Raw genomic sequence first — 14,958 nt, 5'->3', positions numbered from 1 at the left:
CCGCGATCAGATTCAGCAGCCGATGAGGCGGCTGGCCAGGTAGCCCTGGATCTGGTCGAGGGAGACGCGCTCCTGCTTCATGGTGTCGCGCTCACGCACGGTCACCGCGTTGTCCTCGAGGGTGTCGAAGTCGACGGTGATGCAGTACGGGGTGCCGATCTCGTCCTGGCGACGGTAGCGGCGGCCGATGGCGCCGGCGTCGTCGAACTCGATGTTCCAGTTCTGGCGCAGGTCCGCCGCGAGGCCCTTGGCCTTCGGGGAGAGCTGCGCGTTGCGGGAGAGCGGGAGGACCGCGACCTTGACCGGGGCCAGGCGGTGGTCGAGGCGCAGCACGGTGCGCTTCTCCATGACGCCCTTGGCGTTCGGGGCCTCGTCCTCGATGTACGCGTCGAGCAGGAAGGCCAGCATCGTGCGGCCGACACCGGCCGCGGGCTCGATGACGTACGGCGTGTAGCGCTCGCCGGTCTCCTGCTCCAGGAACGACAGGTTGGCGCCGGAGGCCTTGGAGTGGGCGCTCAGGTCGTAGTCGGTGCGGTTGGCGACGCCTTCCAGCTCGCCCCACTCGCTGCCGCCGAAGGAGAAGCGGTACTCGATGTCGGCGGTGCGCTTCGAGTAGTGGGAGAGCTTCTCCTGCGGGTGCTCGAACCAGCGCATGTTCTCCTCACGGAGACCCAGGCCGGTGTACCAGTTCCAGCGCTGCTCCATCCAGTACTCCTGCCACTGCTCGTCCTCGCCCGGCTTGACGAAGAACTCCATCTCCATCTGCTCGAACTCGCGCGTGCGGAAGATGAAGTTGCCCGGAGTGATCTCGTTCCGGAAGGACTTGCCCATCTGCGCGATGCCGAACGGGGGCTTCTTGCGCGAGGTGGTCTGCACCTGGGCGAAGTTGGTGAAGATGCCCTGGGCGGTCTCGGGACGCAGGTACGCGACGGAGCCGGTGTCCTGGGTCGGGCCGAGGTGCGTGGAGAGCAGGCCGGAGAACTGCTTGGGCTCGGTGAAGGTGCCCTTGTTGCCGCAGTTGGGGCAGTTGAGCTCGGTGAGGCTCGCGGGGAGACGGCCGTGCTTCTCCTCGTACGCCTCCTCCAGGTGGTCGGCGCGGAAGCGCTTGTGGCAGGAGGTGCACTCGGTCAGCGGGTCGGTGAAGGTGGCGACGTGACCGGAGGCCTCCCAGACCTCGGTGGCCAGGATGACCGACGAGTCGATGCCGACGACGTCCTCGCGCGCGGTGACCATGTAACGCCACCACTGGCGCTTGATGTTCTCCTTCAGCTCGACACCCAGCGGCCCGTAGTCCCAGGCGGCACGCTGGCCGCCGTAGATCTCGCTGCACGGGTAGACGAAGCCACGGCGCTTGCTCAGGCTGACGATGGTGTCGATCTTGTCGGCGGCCACGGTGCTCTCTTCATTACGACGACGAAGTGCGAATGCCACAGGTTACCGGCGCCCTGGGGCCCCGTATCAAATCGGTTAGGCATCCAGGGCCCGCGAGGCCCCGGGTGGCCCGGAACACAGGGAGGGCAATTGACAACCGTTTCCAACTTTGTTGAAAATGAGTGTCATGAACGTACGTCGCCTGATACCCAGCACCGCCCTCGCCGGAGCCGTCGCGCTCGGCGTCGTCTCCCTCTCCGCCTGCTCCGGAACCTCCGACGCCGCGGACAAGGGAAGCAGCGGCAAGCTGGACGTGGTGGCGTCGTTCTACCCCATGCAGTACCTGGCCGAGCAGATAGGCGGCGACCACGTCGCCGTCGACACGCTCACCAAGCCGGGCGTCGAGCCGCACGACCTGGAGCTCAAGCCGAAGCAGATCGGCGAGCTCGGCGAGGCCGACGTCATCCTCTACCTCAAGGGCATCCAGCCCGCCGTCGACGACGCCATCGCCCAGGCCGGCGTGGAGAACACCGTCGACGCCGCCACCCTCACCCAGCTCGAAGAGCACGGCACCGAGGTCGGCCACGACCACGGTCACAGCGACGCCCATGGGTCCGAGGCCGGCGCCGACCCCCACATCTGGCTCGACCCCGTGAAGTACGCCGAGGTCGCCAAGGGCGTCGGCTCCGCCCTGGAGAAGGCGGACCCGGACCACGCCGCCGACTACAAGAAGAACACCGAAGCCCTGGTGAAGAAGCTCGGCGACCTGAACACCGCGTTCGAGACGGGCCTGAAGAACACCGCCACGAAGACCTTCATCACCACCCACTCCGCCTTCGGCTACCTCGCCGAGCGGTACGGCCTGGAGCAGGAGGGCATCACCGGCATCGACCCCGAGTCCGAGCCGAGCCCCGCCCGCATCAAGGAACTCCAGGACATCGCCGCGAAGGACAAGGTCTCCACGGTCTTCTTCGAGACCCTCGCGAGCGACAAGACCGCCAAGACCCTCGCAGGCGACACCGGTCTGAAGACCGACGTGCTCGACCCGCTGGAGGGAATCACCAAGCAGTCCAAGGGCGATGACTACATCGAGGTCATGCAGTCCAACCTCGCCGCCCTGAAGACCGCGCTCGGCGCCAAGTAGGAGGCCCCACGTGAGCGACGACCAGCCCGTCATTTCCGTCCGCGGAGCCACGGCGGCCCTCGGCGCGCGCCCCGTCCTCCGGGGCGTCGACCTCACCGTCCGCTCCGGTGAGGTCGTCGCCCTGCTCGGCGCCAACGGCTCCGGCAAGTCCACCGCCGTCCGCGCGATCATCGGCCAGGTCCCGCTGACCGGCGGCACGATCGAGCTGTTCGGCACCGAGCGGAAGCGGTTCCGCGACTGGGCCCGCGTCGGCTACGTACCGCAGCGCACCACCGCGTCCGCCGGCGTGCCCGCCACCGTCCGGGAGGTCGTCGCCTCCGGCCGTCTCGCCCGCCGCCGGTTCGGCCTGCCGACCAAGGCCGACAAGGCCGCCGTCCACCGGGCGATGGAACTGGTCGGCCTCGCCGACCGCGCCCAGGACTCCGTCACCGCGCTCTCCGGCGGCCAGCACCAGCGGGTCCTGATCGCCCGCGCGCTCGCCTCCGAGCCCGAACTCCTGATCATGGACGAGCCGATGGCCGGCGTGGACCTCGGGAGCCAGGAGATCCTCGCCGCGACCCTGCGCGAGCAGGTCGCGGGCGGCACCTCCGTCCTCCTCGTCCTGCACGAGCTGGGCCCCCTGGAGCCGCTGATCGACCGCGCGGTCGTCCTGCGCGACGGCTGCGTCGTCCACGACGGCCCGCCGCCCGAGGCTCTCGGCCAGCACGCGCTGCCCGGCCACGACCACGTTCATCCGCACGCGGCCGACGAGCCGCTCCGTACGGGACTGCTGACCTGATCATGGACTTCCTCGAACCCGCCTTCATGCAGCGGGCGCTGCTCGCCGCCGTCCTCGTCGGCATCACCGCGCCCGCCGTCGGCATCTATCTCGTGCAGCGCCGCCAGGCGCTGATGGGCGACGGCATCGGCCATGTCGCCATGACCGGTGTCGGCCTCGGTTTCCTCCTGAACAGCAGCCCGGTCTGGATGGCGACCCTCGTCGCCGTCGCGGGCTCGGTCGCGATGGAACTGATCCGGGCGTACGGCAAGACCCGTGGCGACCTCGCGCTCGCGCTGCTCTTCTACGGCGGCATGGCCGGTGGCGTCCTGCTGATCAACCTCTCGTCGACCGGTTCCAACGCCAACCTGAGCTCGTACCTCTTCGGCTCGCTCTCCACCGTCTCGACGGAGGACGTCACCGCGATCAGCATCCTCGCGGCCTTCGTGGTCCTGGTCACGGTCGGCCTGCGCCGGCAGCTCTTCGCGGTCAGCCAGGACGAGGAGTTCGCCCGGGTCACCGGACTGCCGGTCCGCGCCCTGAACCTGCTCATCGCGATCACCGCCGCGGTGACCGTCACGGTCGCCATGCGGGTCGTGGGCCTGCTCCTGGTCAGCGCGCTGATGGTGGTGCCGGTCGCGGCGGCCCAGCAGCTGTCGAAGTCCTTCCGTGCGACCTTCGTCCTCGCGGTGGTGACCGGTATCACGGTCACCCTGGCGGGCACGGTCACCTCGTACTACCAGGACGTACCCCCGGGGGCGACGATCGTCCTGTACGCGATCGGGATCTTCATCGTCCTGACGCTGCTCGCCGCCCCGCTGGCCAAGCGGCGGGCCAAGGCCGCCGCGCAGGCCACCGCGGACTGCGACACCCGCTGCGTTCCGGCCACCCGGCGGCCGACGGACGACGTAAAGGTCTGATCCGCGGCTGATCCCGGGGGCACGGGGGGCTGGCAGAATGGCGGGGGCAGACAAGCATCCAAGGAGGCCCCCGTGGCGACGGCAGGACCCCCCGTACGCGGCCGCTCGACCAAGCAGCGGGCCGCCGTGTCGGCGGCACTGAACGAGGTGGACGAGTTCCGCAGCGCCCAGGAGCTGCACGACATGCTCAAGCACCGCGGCGACTCCGTCGGCCTCACCACCGTCTACCGCACGCTCCAGTCCCTCGCGGACGCGGGCGAGGTCGACGCGCTGCGCACCAGCGACGGCGAGACGGTCTACCGCCGCTGCTCGACCGGCGACCACCACCACCACCTCGTCTGCCGCGTCTGCGGCAAGGCCGTGGAGGTGGAGGGCCCGATGGTGGAGCAGTGGGCCGAGACGATCGCGTCGGAGCACGGCTTCGTGAACGTGGCGCACACCGTGGAGATCTTCGGAACCTGCGCGGACTGCGCCGGGAAGTGACCTGACATACGAAGGGCCCGCACCGATTCGATTCGGTGCGGGCCCTTCGTATGTCAGGTCACATGCGGGTGAGGTTCCGGTCCAGGAACTCGCGGAGCCGGTCGACGTCGGCGGGGTCGGCGAAGCCGCGCTTGGGCAGGGCGCCCACTCCGACGCCGCCCTTGTCGGCGGAGAGCAGGACGAACTGCGTGGGCGTCTCGGCGTACCGGTTCATGAGCTGCCAGCGCTGGACGATCTCGCTGTCGCGGGTGGTCCAGCGCACGCTGTCCTCGTCCACGCGGGCCCGGAACTCCCCCTGCCGCCCGATCAGGGCGAACATCTGCCGGGTGGTGAGGGACCGCGCGAGCGGCCCCAGGACCACGAGCAGCAGCGCGAGCCCCGCCAGGCGGGCGGCCCCACCCGTGTTCGGGTCACCGGGCCCGAGCAGCGCCAGGACCGCCACCAGGGCCGCGAGGACCGCGACGATCCGCATCACCCGCAGCACCCACCGGAACCAGCCGTGCTTCATCTGAACGCCCACGGCGTCGGCCACGTCCGCGCGCGTCGGCGTGTAGACGAGCTCCATCGTCCCCCCTCCCACGGCCGGAGGCCCTACGCCTTGTCGAGGACGGCGAGGTCGGCCGGGTCCACGCCGCCGAAGCGGCGGTCGCGCTGGGCGTACTCGACACAGGCCCGCCACAGGTCGCGGCGGTCGAAGTCGGGCCACAGCACGTCCTGGAAGACCATCTCGGCGTACGCGCTCTGCCAGATCAGGTAGTTGGAGGTGCGCTGCTCGCCGCTGGGCCGCAGGAACAGGTCCACGTCCGGCATGTCCGGGTAGTAGAGGTACTTCTGGATGGTCTTCTCGGTGATCTTCGCCGGGTCGAGCCGGCCGGCCTTCACGTCCTCGGCCATCGCCTGCGCCGCGTCCGTGAGCTCGGCGCGACCGCCGTAGTTCATGCAGAAGTACAGCGTGAGCTTGGTGTTGTCCTTGGTCTGCTCCTGGGCGACCTGGAGCTCCTTGGCGACGGACTTCCACAGCTTGGGCATCCGGCCGACCCAGCGCACCCGGATGCCGAGCGCGTCGAGCTGGTCGCGGGTCTTGCGGATGAAGTCGCGGTTGAAGTTCATGAGGAAGCGCACCTCTTCGGGGGAGCGCTTCCAGTTCTCGGTCGAGAAGGCGTACAGCGAGATCGCCCCCACGCCCATCTCGATCGCGCCCTGGAGGACGTCGAGCACCTGCTCGGCGCCGACCTTGTGCCCCTCGGTGCGCGGGAGCCCGCGCTCCTTGGCCCAGCGGCCGTTGCCGTCCATGACGATCGCGACGTGCTCCGGCACCAGCTCGGACTGGAGCTTCGGCGGGCGGGCACCGGACGGGTGCGGCTCGGGGGTGCTGTACTCCCGACGCTGGCGCCCGAGGAGTCGTGCGATGGCCATGAGTGGTCTCTCCTAGAAGGTGTCCCGTACTTCACGCGTAGTCGATTTTCACATGGAGAACGGATTGCTCTTGTTGCGGTTGGTGATCAACCCGGCGGCATGGACCACCACCCACTAGGCGTATGTATGTGCGACATGTCGCGAGTGCTGGTGAATATGTACGTGGTTCGCCTGCACGTGCGGACTGATCTCTAGGTTGAGTCTGAGGTCGGGCGACACCGAGGGGGTGACAGTTGTGCGGGCTGCCCGGAAGACACGGACGTTCCGGGGCAGGAACAGGGCCCCGAGGTGGGAGAAGCCCGAGGGTGGGCAGGTCTCGGTCATGGTGCTGCCATTGGCCGTCACCGACCCCGCCGACGTCGCACGCCTGGGGAAGCTGTTCGATGCGATGTGGTCGGTCAAGCGGGCCGTCCAGCGTGACGCCCGTGCCAGGGTCGACGCCTACTGGGCTGCCAGGCATGAGCGCGAGCGGGACGGCGCGAAGGCCGTACGGCAGCGCCTCGGACTGTCCCGTGAAGCTCTGGAGCGTTGCGCCTACAAGCACCTCGAAGACGCCGGGCACCTCAAGCACCACGCATCCAAGGCCCTGGCCATGCACATGGCCGACGAGGTGTGGAACGGTGTCCATCGACATCTCTTCCCCGACGTCACCGGCAAGCGACACGGCCGCCCGAGGACGGGCCGCCGACACGACTTCACCCGCATCCCCGGCCGGGCACGTTCACACACCGTCGCCCGCAAGTGGGAGACCTTCCGCCTCGTAGGCTCGTTGCACGGCCACACCATGGCCTACACCGACGGCGGTCGGCACCCTCTGTTGCAGCCCCGCCGGATGCCAGCCCCAGCCTCCTCTTCCACCCGTGTACCCACCGGCAGGACCACCTCCTCAGGCAAACCGGTCTTACGGAAGGCCAGCTGGTGGGATCACATCGGCTCGCTCGCTGTGGTGTTCGCAGGGGGTCCGAACTCCGGCCGGGGTGACCTGGTGCTGCCGGTCAGGGTGCCGCAGCAGCCGGGCCAGTGGGCCCGTGTCGCATATTTCCTCGCCCATCCCGGCCGCTGGCACAAGGTCGACCTCGTACGGCGCCGCAAGGCGTCCGCGCCGGGCGGCTGGGTGTACGAGGCGCACCTGATGGTCCTCGGCCCCGGCTACACCGCCCCCGCCGTACAGCGGATGCGCGAGCAGGCCGCCGCCCTGGACCGGATCGGCGGCGTGGACGGCAATGTCTCCAACCTCTCCGTCGTCTCCCTGCCTGCCGACCTCGACCCCACCGACGGCGTCCCGGCCTCCACCGAGATCACCCTCACCGACGCCGAGCGCGCCCGGCTGGAACGGGAAGCGAAGAAACAGCGCGGTCGGGCACGGGCACTGGAACGCTCCCGCCGGGCGACGAACACCGCCCAGTACGGACTGTCGAAGAAGCAGATCCGGCGCGCCGAGCACCGGGCGGCCAAGGGCCTGAGCCCCAGGACCATCACGGTGCCCGGTGGTGCGCGCGATGCCCGCGTCGACGGGGTGCCGATGCAGGCGTACCGCCGCGACCGAATCTCCATCGGCTACCGAGAAACGCGCGACCGTCAGGCCGAAGCAGCCGCCTCGGCCGCAGAGCACCGCCGCCACCGAGCCCGCACCCTGGCGCGGCAGATCATCGCCACCCACGGCCCCGTGCTCGTCGTCGAGGACTGTGACGTCCGCACGTGGTACCGCCTGTGGGGAAAACGCCTGTCCCAGACCACTCCTGGTCTGTTCATCGACGCCCTTGAGCGTGAGTGCCAGGCAGCGGGCGGTCGTCTCTCACGGGCCTCCACCTGGTCCACGGCCCTGTCCCAGTACTGCCTGTGCGGTGAACGTGTGCGGAAGACCCTGCGGGACCGTGAGCACAAGTGCACCGCGTGCGGCCTGACCGGGAAACGCGACTTCGTCTCCGCGGCTCTGGCCGTGTTCGTCCGCTTCACCGACGTCGACAACCCCAAGACCGCGTACCTGGACACCACTGCGTCCCGGCACGCGCAGATCGCATTCGCACAAGGGCTGGAAGAAGCCCTGCGGGAGTCAACCGCGCCGAGCCGGACCACCCCACGCGGTGCCGGCCATGCGGCAGTCCCACGGCGGCGCCGTGAGACCTCTGCTCCCCGAACCGCCGGACAGCGGAACCGTGCAACCCCGGATGAGCCACGCCCCAGGCGTGACCACGCCGGAAAGCCCGGACACCGCACGGCGTGCAGTCCGCAGCTCACCCTCTGGTGACGTACGGATCAAGTCTTAGCTTTTCTCTACATACCTCAAGGACCGCAGGCCGCGCTCCAGGTGCCAGTGCAGATAGGCGGACACGAGTCCGCTGCCCTCCCTGACGTGACGCGGCTCGCACGCGTCCGCCGTCGCCCAGTCGCCGGTGAGCAGCGCGCTGAGCAGGCCGATGGCCTCCGCAGAGGGTACGACGCTTCCGGGCACCCGGCAGTCGCCGCATATGACCCCGCCCGCCGCGACCGAAAAGAACCGGTTCGGACCGTGGAGTCCGCATTTCGCACAGTCTTCGAAGCTGGGCGCGTAGCCGTTCACGGCGAGGGAGCGGAGGAGGAAGGCGTCGAGGATGAGGTGCGGCGCGTGCTCGCCCCGGGCCAGCGTCCGCAACCCGCCGACGAGCAGCAGGTACTGCTGGACGGCGGGCTCGCCCTCGTGGTCGGTGAACCGTTCCGCCGTCTCCAGCATGGCCGTGCCGGCGGTGTACCGGGCGTAGTCGGTGACGATCCCGCCGCCGTACGCGGCGATGGTCTCGCTCTGCGTGCAGAGCGGCAGCCCGCGTCCGACCAGCTCACTCCCCCGGGCGAAGAACTGCACGTCCACGTGCGAGAAGGGTTCGAGGCGCGCCCCGAACTTCGACTTCGTCCGGCGCACGCCCCGCGCGACCGCGCGTACGCGGCCGTGACCGCGCGTGAGGATCGTGATGATGCGGTCCGCTTCACCCAGCTTCTGGGTGCGCAGCACGATGCCGTCGTCGCGGAACAGACTCATGCGCCCATTCTCCCGTACCGCGATGCCGGAGAGGACGCACGGCCCAAGGGAGACGCAGGTCACATCCGCCGGTGTCACAGGGGCTCGGGCTGTCTCGTCTCGGGGGTGTAGCCAGGCCAGTGACCGACACCGAGGAGCACCCCATGGACGCCCGACTGAACCTCTTCACGAGCCCCACCGCCGGCAAGGCCTTCAAGCACCTCATGGCGGCCGGCAAGGCCGTCAAGGAGTCGACGGTCCCGGCCGCGACCCAGGAACTGGTCGCGCTCCGCGTGAGCCAGATCAACGGCTGCGCCGTCTGCATCGACATGCACACCAAGGAGGCCGCCCACGCCGGTGAGACCCCGGTGCGGCTCAACCTGGTGGCGGCCTGGCGCGAGGCCACCGTCTACACCGAGGCCGAGCGCGCCGCCCTGGAACTCGCCGAGGAGGGCACCCGGATCGCCGACGGGGCCGGCGGCGTCGGCGACGAGGTCTGGGAGCGCGCGGCCCTCCACTACGACGAGGAGCAGCTCATGGCCCTCGTCATGCACATCGCCTTCATGAACCTGGCGAACCGGCTGAACGCGATCACCCGGCAGCCGGCGGGCGACTACGTGCCGGGCCAGTTCCACTGACGGACACCACCCGTCTGGATGATCATGAGGCGTACGCGTACGGGGAGAGGAAGTCGTCATGAGCAAGGTCGAGGAGTTCGAGGAACTGCGTCCGCTGCTGTTCTCGATCGCCTACCGGATCCTCGGCAGCGTCAGCGAGGCCGAGGACGCCGTCCAGGAGACCTGGCTGCGCTTCGACGGCTCCTCGACCCGGCCCGTCTCGGCCAAGGCCTTCCTGTCGGCCACGGTCACCCGCCTCTCGATCGACGTCCTGCGCTCGGCCCGGGTCCGGCGCGAGGAGTACGTCGGACCCTGGTTCCCCGAGCCCCTGCTCAGCGATCCGTACGAGGACCCGGCACGCGCGGTGGAGCTGGCCGACTCGGTCTCCATGGCCGCGCTGCTGCTCCTCGAAAGGCTCAGCCCCCTGGAACGGGCCGTCTTCCTCCTCCGGGAGGTCTTCGCCTTCGACTTCCAGGACGTCGCCGAAGCGGTGGGCCGCTCGGAGGCGGCCTGCCGCCAGCTGCTCGTACGGGCCAGGCGGCACATGCACGACGGGCGCCCCCGGTTCGCGGCCGACCGCCAGGAGCGCCAGGAACTGGCCACCCGCTTCTTCGACGCCCTCAAGGACGGCGACGTCGGCGGGCTCCAGGACCTCCTCGCCGCCGACGTCCAGCTCGTCGGCGACGGCGGCGGCAAGGCCCCGAACTTCGCCAGGACCATCGTGGGCGCGGAGAAGGTCGCGCGGCTCCTGGGCGCGGTCTTCCCCTCCCTGCTGGCGCTCGACGTCACTTGCGAGCCGCACGAGGTCAACGGTCAGCCGGGGGGGCTCTACCGCGACCGCGACGGCCGGATCCTCCAGGCCGTCGTCCTGGACATCCTCGACGGCCGGATCCAGGCCATCCGCTCGGTCCTCAACCCCGACAAGCTCGGCCACCTCGGCCCGGTGGCCGACGCCTGGGCCATCACGCGGGAGGTGCAACAGATCCGCCGCCGCACCCACTGACGGTGCTCGGGGCACCGTCAGTGGGTGCGAGGTGCTCAGTAGTTGCCGGCGTGCACGAGGTACCCGTAGAAGCGCCCGGTGACAGGCGTGTTCGGGTCGCCCGTGAAGCCGTACGAGGTGGGCTGGGCCGCCGCGTGGCCGCGGAGCTCGGCGATCACTCCGGCCGGGGACGGGTCCGCGCACACCCCGCCGGCGAGGCACAGCGCGGCCGTGCCGGCCACGTGCGGCGAGGCCATGGAGGTGCCGGAGTAGACCACCGTGCCGGTGCTCCTGCGGGTGGACTCGATGCACACCCCCGGTCCGGCGATGGTGTGGTCGGCGTCCGCGGCGCTCACGGCGAAGTTGGAGAAGCCGGCCGCGCTGTCGTCCGCGTAGGGCGCCCGGCAGGTCGTGGCGCCGCCGCCGCCCGGCTGCCCGTTGTAATCGGCCACGGCGGTCACGGTGAGGACCTCGTCGTAGGCGGCGGGCCGGTGTGAGGCCAGGTCGCCGGCGTCGTTGCCGGCCGCGACGACCATCGTGACGCCGGTGTCGTTCACCACGTGGCAGATCGCCTGGTGCTCCGGGTCGTTGTTGGTGAACCCACAGTTGCCGTCATCGGCGCCGTCGCCGCCGAGGCTCATGTTCGCGACCTTGATGCCGAGCTCGGCGGCATGCTGGGCCAGCCAGTTGATCCCGCACACGATGCTGGAGGTGGATCCGTGGCCGGAGGCGCCGAGCACCTTCACCGCGTACAGCCGGGCGCCCGGCACGACCCCGACCACGGCGTCGCCGTTGTCCCGGGCGGCGACGGTACCGGCCACGTGGGTGCCGTGGCCGTTGTTGTCCCGCCACGCGCCGGGCCGCGAGGGATCCAGGCAGTTGAACCCGCCGGCCACGTTGAGATCGGGGTGCCGGTCGTCGATCCCGGTGTCGAGGATCGCCACCGCCGTGTCGACGGTCCCCGTCCCGTTCCCGGAGGCCGCACTGCTCACATCGGCCTCGATCCGGTCCACCCCGGTCGGCAGCACCTGCTGGGTGGCGTGCACGGGCAGGTCGGGGGCGACCGCCTTCACGTTCGGGTCCTCCCGCAGCGCGGCCACCTGGGACTCCGGCACCACCGCCGAGTACCCGACCAGCGCGTGCCGGTACCGGAAGCCCGCCCGCACCCCGTGGTCCCTGCCGTGGCCCCGCACGATCGCGTCGAGCCGGCCGCGCTCCGAGTCCTTCAGGACGATCACGTACCGCCCTTCCGGCTCCGCCGCGTCCGCTCCCGTCAGTCCCCCGGCCAGCAATGCCCCTGCCGCCGCGGACACCGCCGCCAGCCGGTACGCCGGTCTCGCGACCCGGCCTCGTCCCACCATGCCGAACACCTCGTCTCCTTTCGTGGTCAGCGAACGCGAACCGGTTCGCGGCAACCACGTAACCGGTGCGGCGAGATGAGTGCAGCGCGGGCGCGGCGGATGGACCAACAGGCCGCCCAAACGGCGTTTCACCCGACCGGGCGGCACCTGCTCAGGGCCGGAACGGGCTCACGGCACCTCGCCCCGGCTCCGCGCGTTGACGTGCGCCGTGGCCGCGCTCAGCCGCTCCGCCGAGGTGGCCTCCCGCACCTCGTCCGGCTCCACGTCCCACTCCCGCCCGCCTCCCAGCGGACGCACCTGCACATAGGGCCCCTCGTGCCCCATGACCCTCCCGACCCGTCCGGTACGGATCTCGACGACGTACGACCCGATGGGCAGCGTCACGATCGACTCTCCTCCCTCGGCAGTACGGCGGCGGCGAGGAGCCGGGCCGTTTCCACCGTGCAGCATCCCAATTCCACGAGCGGCCGCGGCGGGTCGGCCGCGAGGGTGACGACGTCGAGCCCGAGCGAGGGGAGCGTGATTCCCGCCCTCGCCAGGGCCTCGCGCAATTCCGCCACTGCCTCTTGTGCGGCTCCGATGGCCCCCGTGGTCGCCTTCATGATGTCTTCCTTCACCAACGTATGCCTTTCTGAATCCATTTCCCGCTTCGCCTCTCCAGAGTGGGGGCAGATCCGTAGAATCGGCAGATGCGCAGGTCGTACAACTGCTGGGTAGGGTTGGGGAGTTAATCCATGGCCAGAAGCAAGCAGCAGGACGCGTGGGAGTTCTTCGGCGACCTCCTGAAGGAACGCCGGGAGGCGGCGGGCCTCTCACAGGGCGAACTGGGCAGACGGGTGTTCGTATCCGGGGCGTACATCGGCCTGTTCGAGCAGGGAATTCGAAAGCCGCAGCTGGATGTGGCGCAGCGAATCGATGAAGTCCTACAAACCGGCGGTATTTTCGAACGTACGTGGCGCAAGCTCATCGACAAGTCGCCCTACGCGTCCTATTTCAGCGCGGTGGCGGAGCTGGAGGCGGTGGCGACGAGGATCTGCGAGTTCGCGCCGCTGGTGGTGCCGGGCCTGCTCCAGACGGATGCGTACGCGAGGGCGGTCACGCTGGCGGCCAACCCGTTCGCCACGGAGGAGTACGTCGAGGAGAAGGTCAGCTCACGGATCGACCGGGCGGGGATCCTCGCGGACGCTACAAGGCCCGAGTATTGGGTCACCTTGCATGAGAACGCGATCCGTATCCCGGTCGGCGGCTCGACGGTCATGGCCGAACAGCTCGGCCACATCGCGACGCTGATCCGGCAGCGGTGGGTACTGGTGACCGTCGTGCCCCGCACGGCCGGGGCACACGCCTCCATGAACGGCACACTCAAGCTCATGGAGTTCGTGGACCAGCCGCCAACGGCCTATACAGAGACCTCGTTTTCGGGAACGCTCCTCGATGATCCGGCAGTGGTGAAGCGTGCACAGCGCGCCTACGATCTGCTCAGGGTCGCCGCCTTGTCGCCGGAGGCGTCCCAGGCCCTGATCGAATCGGCGGCGGAGGACTTCAGACGATGCGCGAGTACGACCTGAGCAACGCCCGTTGGTTCAAGAGCTCCTACAGCAACGGCGAGGGCGGCGACTGCGTCGAGGTCTCGTACGACGTCACCGGCGTCGTCCCCGTCCGCGACAGCAAGGTCACCGACGGGCCCGTCCTCGTCGTGCCGGCGGCCGCCTGGGCGGCCTTCGTCACCGGTCTGAAGGCGTAACGGCGCTCCAGGACAAGGGGCGCGCCCGCGAGATGCCTCAATGCGCCGGCGTACGCCTCTGCGTCAGCCCCGATGGCGATCCGCCGCGCGCGGTCGCAGCATGGAAGGAGGAGAACCGGTTCCCTTCCATGCCGCACGCAACATCGCCGTGGGAGTCACCATGCCACTGCTCCTGATCAAGGGATCCTTCCACCTCTCGGGCCATACGGCCCCCGACGGGGACACCGTCCCCTTCATCCCGGACTACGTGGGCGAGTGGAAGCTCGTCCGAGGCTGTGAGAAGCCGCAGCCGGAGCGCGACGGCCACGTCGACATCCGACTCGAAGGCATCGACGCGCTGGAGACCCACTACTCGGGGAACTACGGGGACGAGGAGCGCCAGCCGGCCAAGTTCGGCGACGAGGCCACGGACGCGCTGCTGACGTTTCTCGGCTTCCGTGACATCAAGCGCACCCCCGACCCCCACCACCCGCACGACATGATCTCCGCGACCCCGGAATCGGTCCCGGGCTTCATCCTCACCAACGGCGCCGACGTCTTCGGCCGCTGCGTGGCGTTCGCCTGCGCGGGGGACCCGCCGGGGCCCAGCGGCTACGAGCTGGACGTGTCGGTGAAGCTCCTGAAGGAGAGGACGGCCAACTACCACCTGCTCAGCCTGGGTCTGGCGTATCCGACGTTCTACCAGGGGCTGCTTCCCGTCCTGCGCGAGGCGCTGGCCGAAGGCAAGGCGGAGGCGCAGGCGGGGATCGGCGTAGGCATCTGGAACACCACGGGCAACGCGTTCGGCGACGTGACCCTCAGCGGGGCGAAGATCACCGGGATGCAGTCGATCACCGACGACGTGGTGATCCTCCCGAAGCTCTTCCGCCGCCTGAAGGAGTACTTCTCGCTCGGCAACACCACGCTCGACGCCCTCCCCGCCTACCTGGCGGGAGCCGCGGACAGGTTCCTCGACCTGACGCAGGCCAAGCCGAAGGAGCAGGTCGGTCTTCACCGGATCGTCGAGATCACCAACACCAGCACCGTGAGGATGACACTCCCTTCGGAGAAGATCCTCTTCAAGGCGAAGTGAGCCGTCGCGCAGTCCGCCCGGGCCCGGCCGTACGGCTTCGCCCGGGCGGACTCCGCCCTGGGGCAGGGCGAACCCCCGTGCCACGAACCGGAAGTGGGC

Annotated in this window: 17 protein-coding genes; 10 read left to right on the top strand and 7 right to left on the bottom strand. The window is 69.6% G+C overall.

The features are described 5' to 3' along the window. Positions 1 to 12 precede the first annotated feature (12 nt). Entirely contained in the window at positions 13 to 1,392 is a 1,380-nt protein-coding gene (locus AC07AW_RS08990) for a glycine--tRNA ligase (protein WP_478814774.1), read from the bottom strand. 166 nt (positions 1,393 to 1,558) lie between these two features. On the opposite strand from AC07AW_RS08990, the gene AC07AW_RS08985 reads away from it, so the two are divergent. The 4 genes from AC07AW_RS08985 (at position 1,559) to AC07AW_RS08970 (ending at position 4,675) form a co-directional block, all read left to right on the top strand. Beyond that, positions 1,559 to 2,515, top strand: coding sequence for a metal ABC transporter substrate-binding protein (locus AC07AW_RS08985; RefSeq protein WP_478814773.1), 957 nt, complete (start codon positions 1,559 to 1,561; stop codon positions 2,513 to 2,515). 10 nt (positions 2,516 to 2,525) lie between these two features. Next, positions 2,526 to 3,293 carry a metal ABC transporter ATP-binding protein gene (locus tag AC07AW_RS08980; protein ID WP_478814772.1) on the top strand — a complete coding sequence of 256 codons (768 nt, stop codon included), beginning with the start codon at positions 2,526 to 2,528 and terminating at the stop codon, positions 3,291 to 3,293. 2 nt (positions 3,294 to 3,295) lie between these two features. Continuing rightward, entirely contained in the window at positions 3,296 to 4,192 is an 897-nt protein-coding gene (locus tag AC07AW_RS08975; RefSeq protein WP_478814771.1) for a metal ABC transporter permease, read from the top strand. A 72-nt stretch (positions 4,193 to 4,264) separates the two neighbouring features. Next, complete coding sequence (locus tag AC07AW_RS08970) at positions 4,265 to 4,675, top strand: Fur family transcriptional regulator (protein WP_453513826.1); 411 nt, start codon at positions 4,265 to 4,267, stop codon at positions 4,673 to 4,675. A gap of 58 nt (positions 4,676 to 4,733) precedes the next feature. On the opposite strand, the gene AC07AW_RS08965 is transcribed toward AC07AW_RS08970, so the two are convergent. Then, positions 4,734 to 5,240 carry a YcxB family protein gene (locus AC07AW_RS08965; RefSeq protein WP_478814770.1) on the bottom strand — a complete coding sequence of 169 codons (507 nt, stop codon included), beginning with the start codon at positions 5,238 to 5,240 and terminating at the stop codon, positions 4,734 to 4,736. A gap of 26 nt (positions 5,241 to 5,266) precedes the next feature. After that, entirely contained in the window at positions 5,267 to 6,091 is an 825-nt protein-coding gene (locus AC07AW_RS08960) for an isoprenyl transferase (protein WP_478814769.1), read from the bottom strand. Between the two features lie 322 nt (positions 6,092 to 6,413). Here AC07AW_RS08960 and AC07AW_RS08955 point away from each other — a divergent pair, with 322 nt between their 5' ends. Beyond that, positions 6,414 to 8,339 (top strand): zinc ribbon domain-containing protein, encoded by a 1,926-nt coding sequence (locus tag AC07AW_RS08955; RefSeq protein WP_478814768.1) that lies wholly within the window; start codon positions 6,414 to 6,416, stop codon positions 8,337 to 8,339. Positions 8,340 to 8,354: 15 nt separating this feature from the next. Here the strand turns inward: AC07AW_RS08955 and recO are convergent, their stop codons facing one another. After that, positions 8,355 to 9,104, bottom strand: coding sequence for a DNA repair protein RecO (recO, locus tag AC07AW_RS08950; protein ID WP_030684767.1), 750 nt, complete (start codon positions 9,102 to 9,104; stop codon positions 8,355 to 8,357). 143 nt (positions 9,105 to 9,247) lie between these two features. On the opposite strand from recO, the gene AC07AW_RS08945 reads away from it, so the two are divergent. Continuing rightward, positions 9,248 to 9,721 carry a carboxymuconolactone decarboxylase family protein gene (locus tag AC07AW_RS08945; protein ID WP_478814767.1) on the top strand — a complete coding sequence of 158 codons (474 nt, stop codon included), beginning with the start codon at positions 9,248 to 9,250 and terminating at the stop codon, positions 9,719 to 9,721. Positions 9,722 to 9,779: 58 nt separating this feature from the next. Next, positions 9,780 to 10,703: an RNA polymerase sigma-70 factor gene (locus tag AC07AW_RS08940; protein WP_478814766.1), complete on the top strand. Its 924-nt coding sequence runs from the start codon at positions 9,780 to 9,782 to the stop codon at positions 10,701 to 10,703. A 35-nt stretch (positions 10,704 to 10,738) separates the two neighbouring features. Here the strand turns inward: AC07AW_RS08940 and AC07AW_RS08935 are convergent, their stop codons facing one another. The 3 genes from AC07AW_RS08935 to AC07AW_RS08925 all read right to left on the bottom strand — a co-directional run bounded on the left by AC07AW_RS08935 (position 10,739) and on the right by AC07AW_RS08925 (position 12,645). Next, positions 10,739 to 12,043, bottom strand: a complete 1,305-nt coding sequence (locus tag AC07AW_RS08935) for a S8 family serine peptidase (protein ID WP_478814765.1) — start codon at positions 12,041 to 12,043, stop codon at positions 10,739 to 10,741. A gap of 168 nt (positions 12,044 to 12,211) precedes the next feature. Continuing rightward, the gene (locus tag AC07AW_RS08930) at positions 12,212 to 12,427 is read right to left on the bottom strand and encodes a hypothetical protein (protein WP_478814764.1); all 216 of its coding nucleotides are present in this window, start codon (positions 12,425 to 12,427) and stop codon (positions 12,212 to 12,214) included. Continuing rightward, entirely contained in the window at positions 12,424 to 12,645 is a 222-nt protein-coding gene (locus AC07AW_RS08925) for a hypothetical protein (RefSeq protein ID WP_478814763.1), read from the bottom strand. Before AC07AW_RS08925 ends, AC07AW_RS08930 begins: the two co-directional genes overlap by 4 nt. A gap of 132 nt (positions 12,646 to 12,777) precedes the next feature. On the opposite strand from AC07AW_RS08925, the gene AC07AW_RS08920 reads away from it, so the two are divergent. From AC07AW_RS08920 to AC07AW_RS08910, 3 genes are all read left to right on the top strand, one after another. After that, positions 12,778 to 13,611: a helix-turn-helix domain-containing protein gene (locus AC07AW_RS08920; RefSeq protein ID WP_478814762.1), complete on the top strand. Its 834-nt coding sequence runs from the start codon at positions 12,778 to 12,780 to the stop codon at positions 13,609 to 13,611. Beyond that, a complete protein-coding gene (locus tag AC07AW_RS08915; protein WP_478814761.1) occupies positions 13,593 to 13,787 on the top strand; it encodes a DUF397 domain-containing protein in 195 nt (64 codons plus the stop codon). The genes AC07AW_RS08920 and AC07AW_RS08915 overlap by 19 nt, the downstream gene beginning before the upstream one ends. A 160-nt stretch (positions 13,788 to 13,947) precedes the next feature. Then, on the top strand, positions 13,948 to 14,859 hold the full coding sequence (locus AC07AW_RS08910; RefSeq protein ID WP_478814760.1) for a nuclease: 912 nt from the start codon (positions 13,948 to 13,950) through the stop codon (positions 14,857 to 14,859). The last annotated feature ends 99 nt before the right edge of the window (positions 14,860 to 14,958 follow it).

Source organism: Streptomyces sp. NPDC044003 (genome assembly GCF_056435185.1).
Note: the sequence above shows the minus strand (reverse complement) of the source record. Positions and strands in the feature narration are given on the sequence as shown.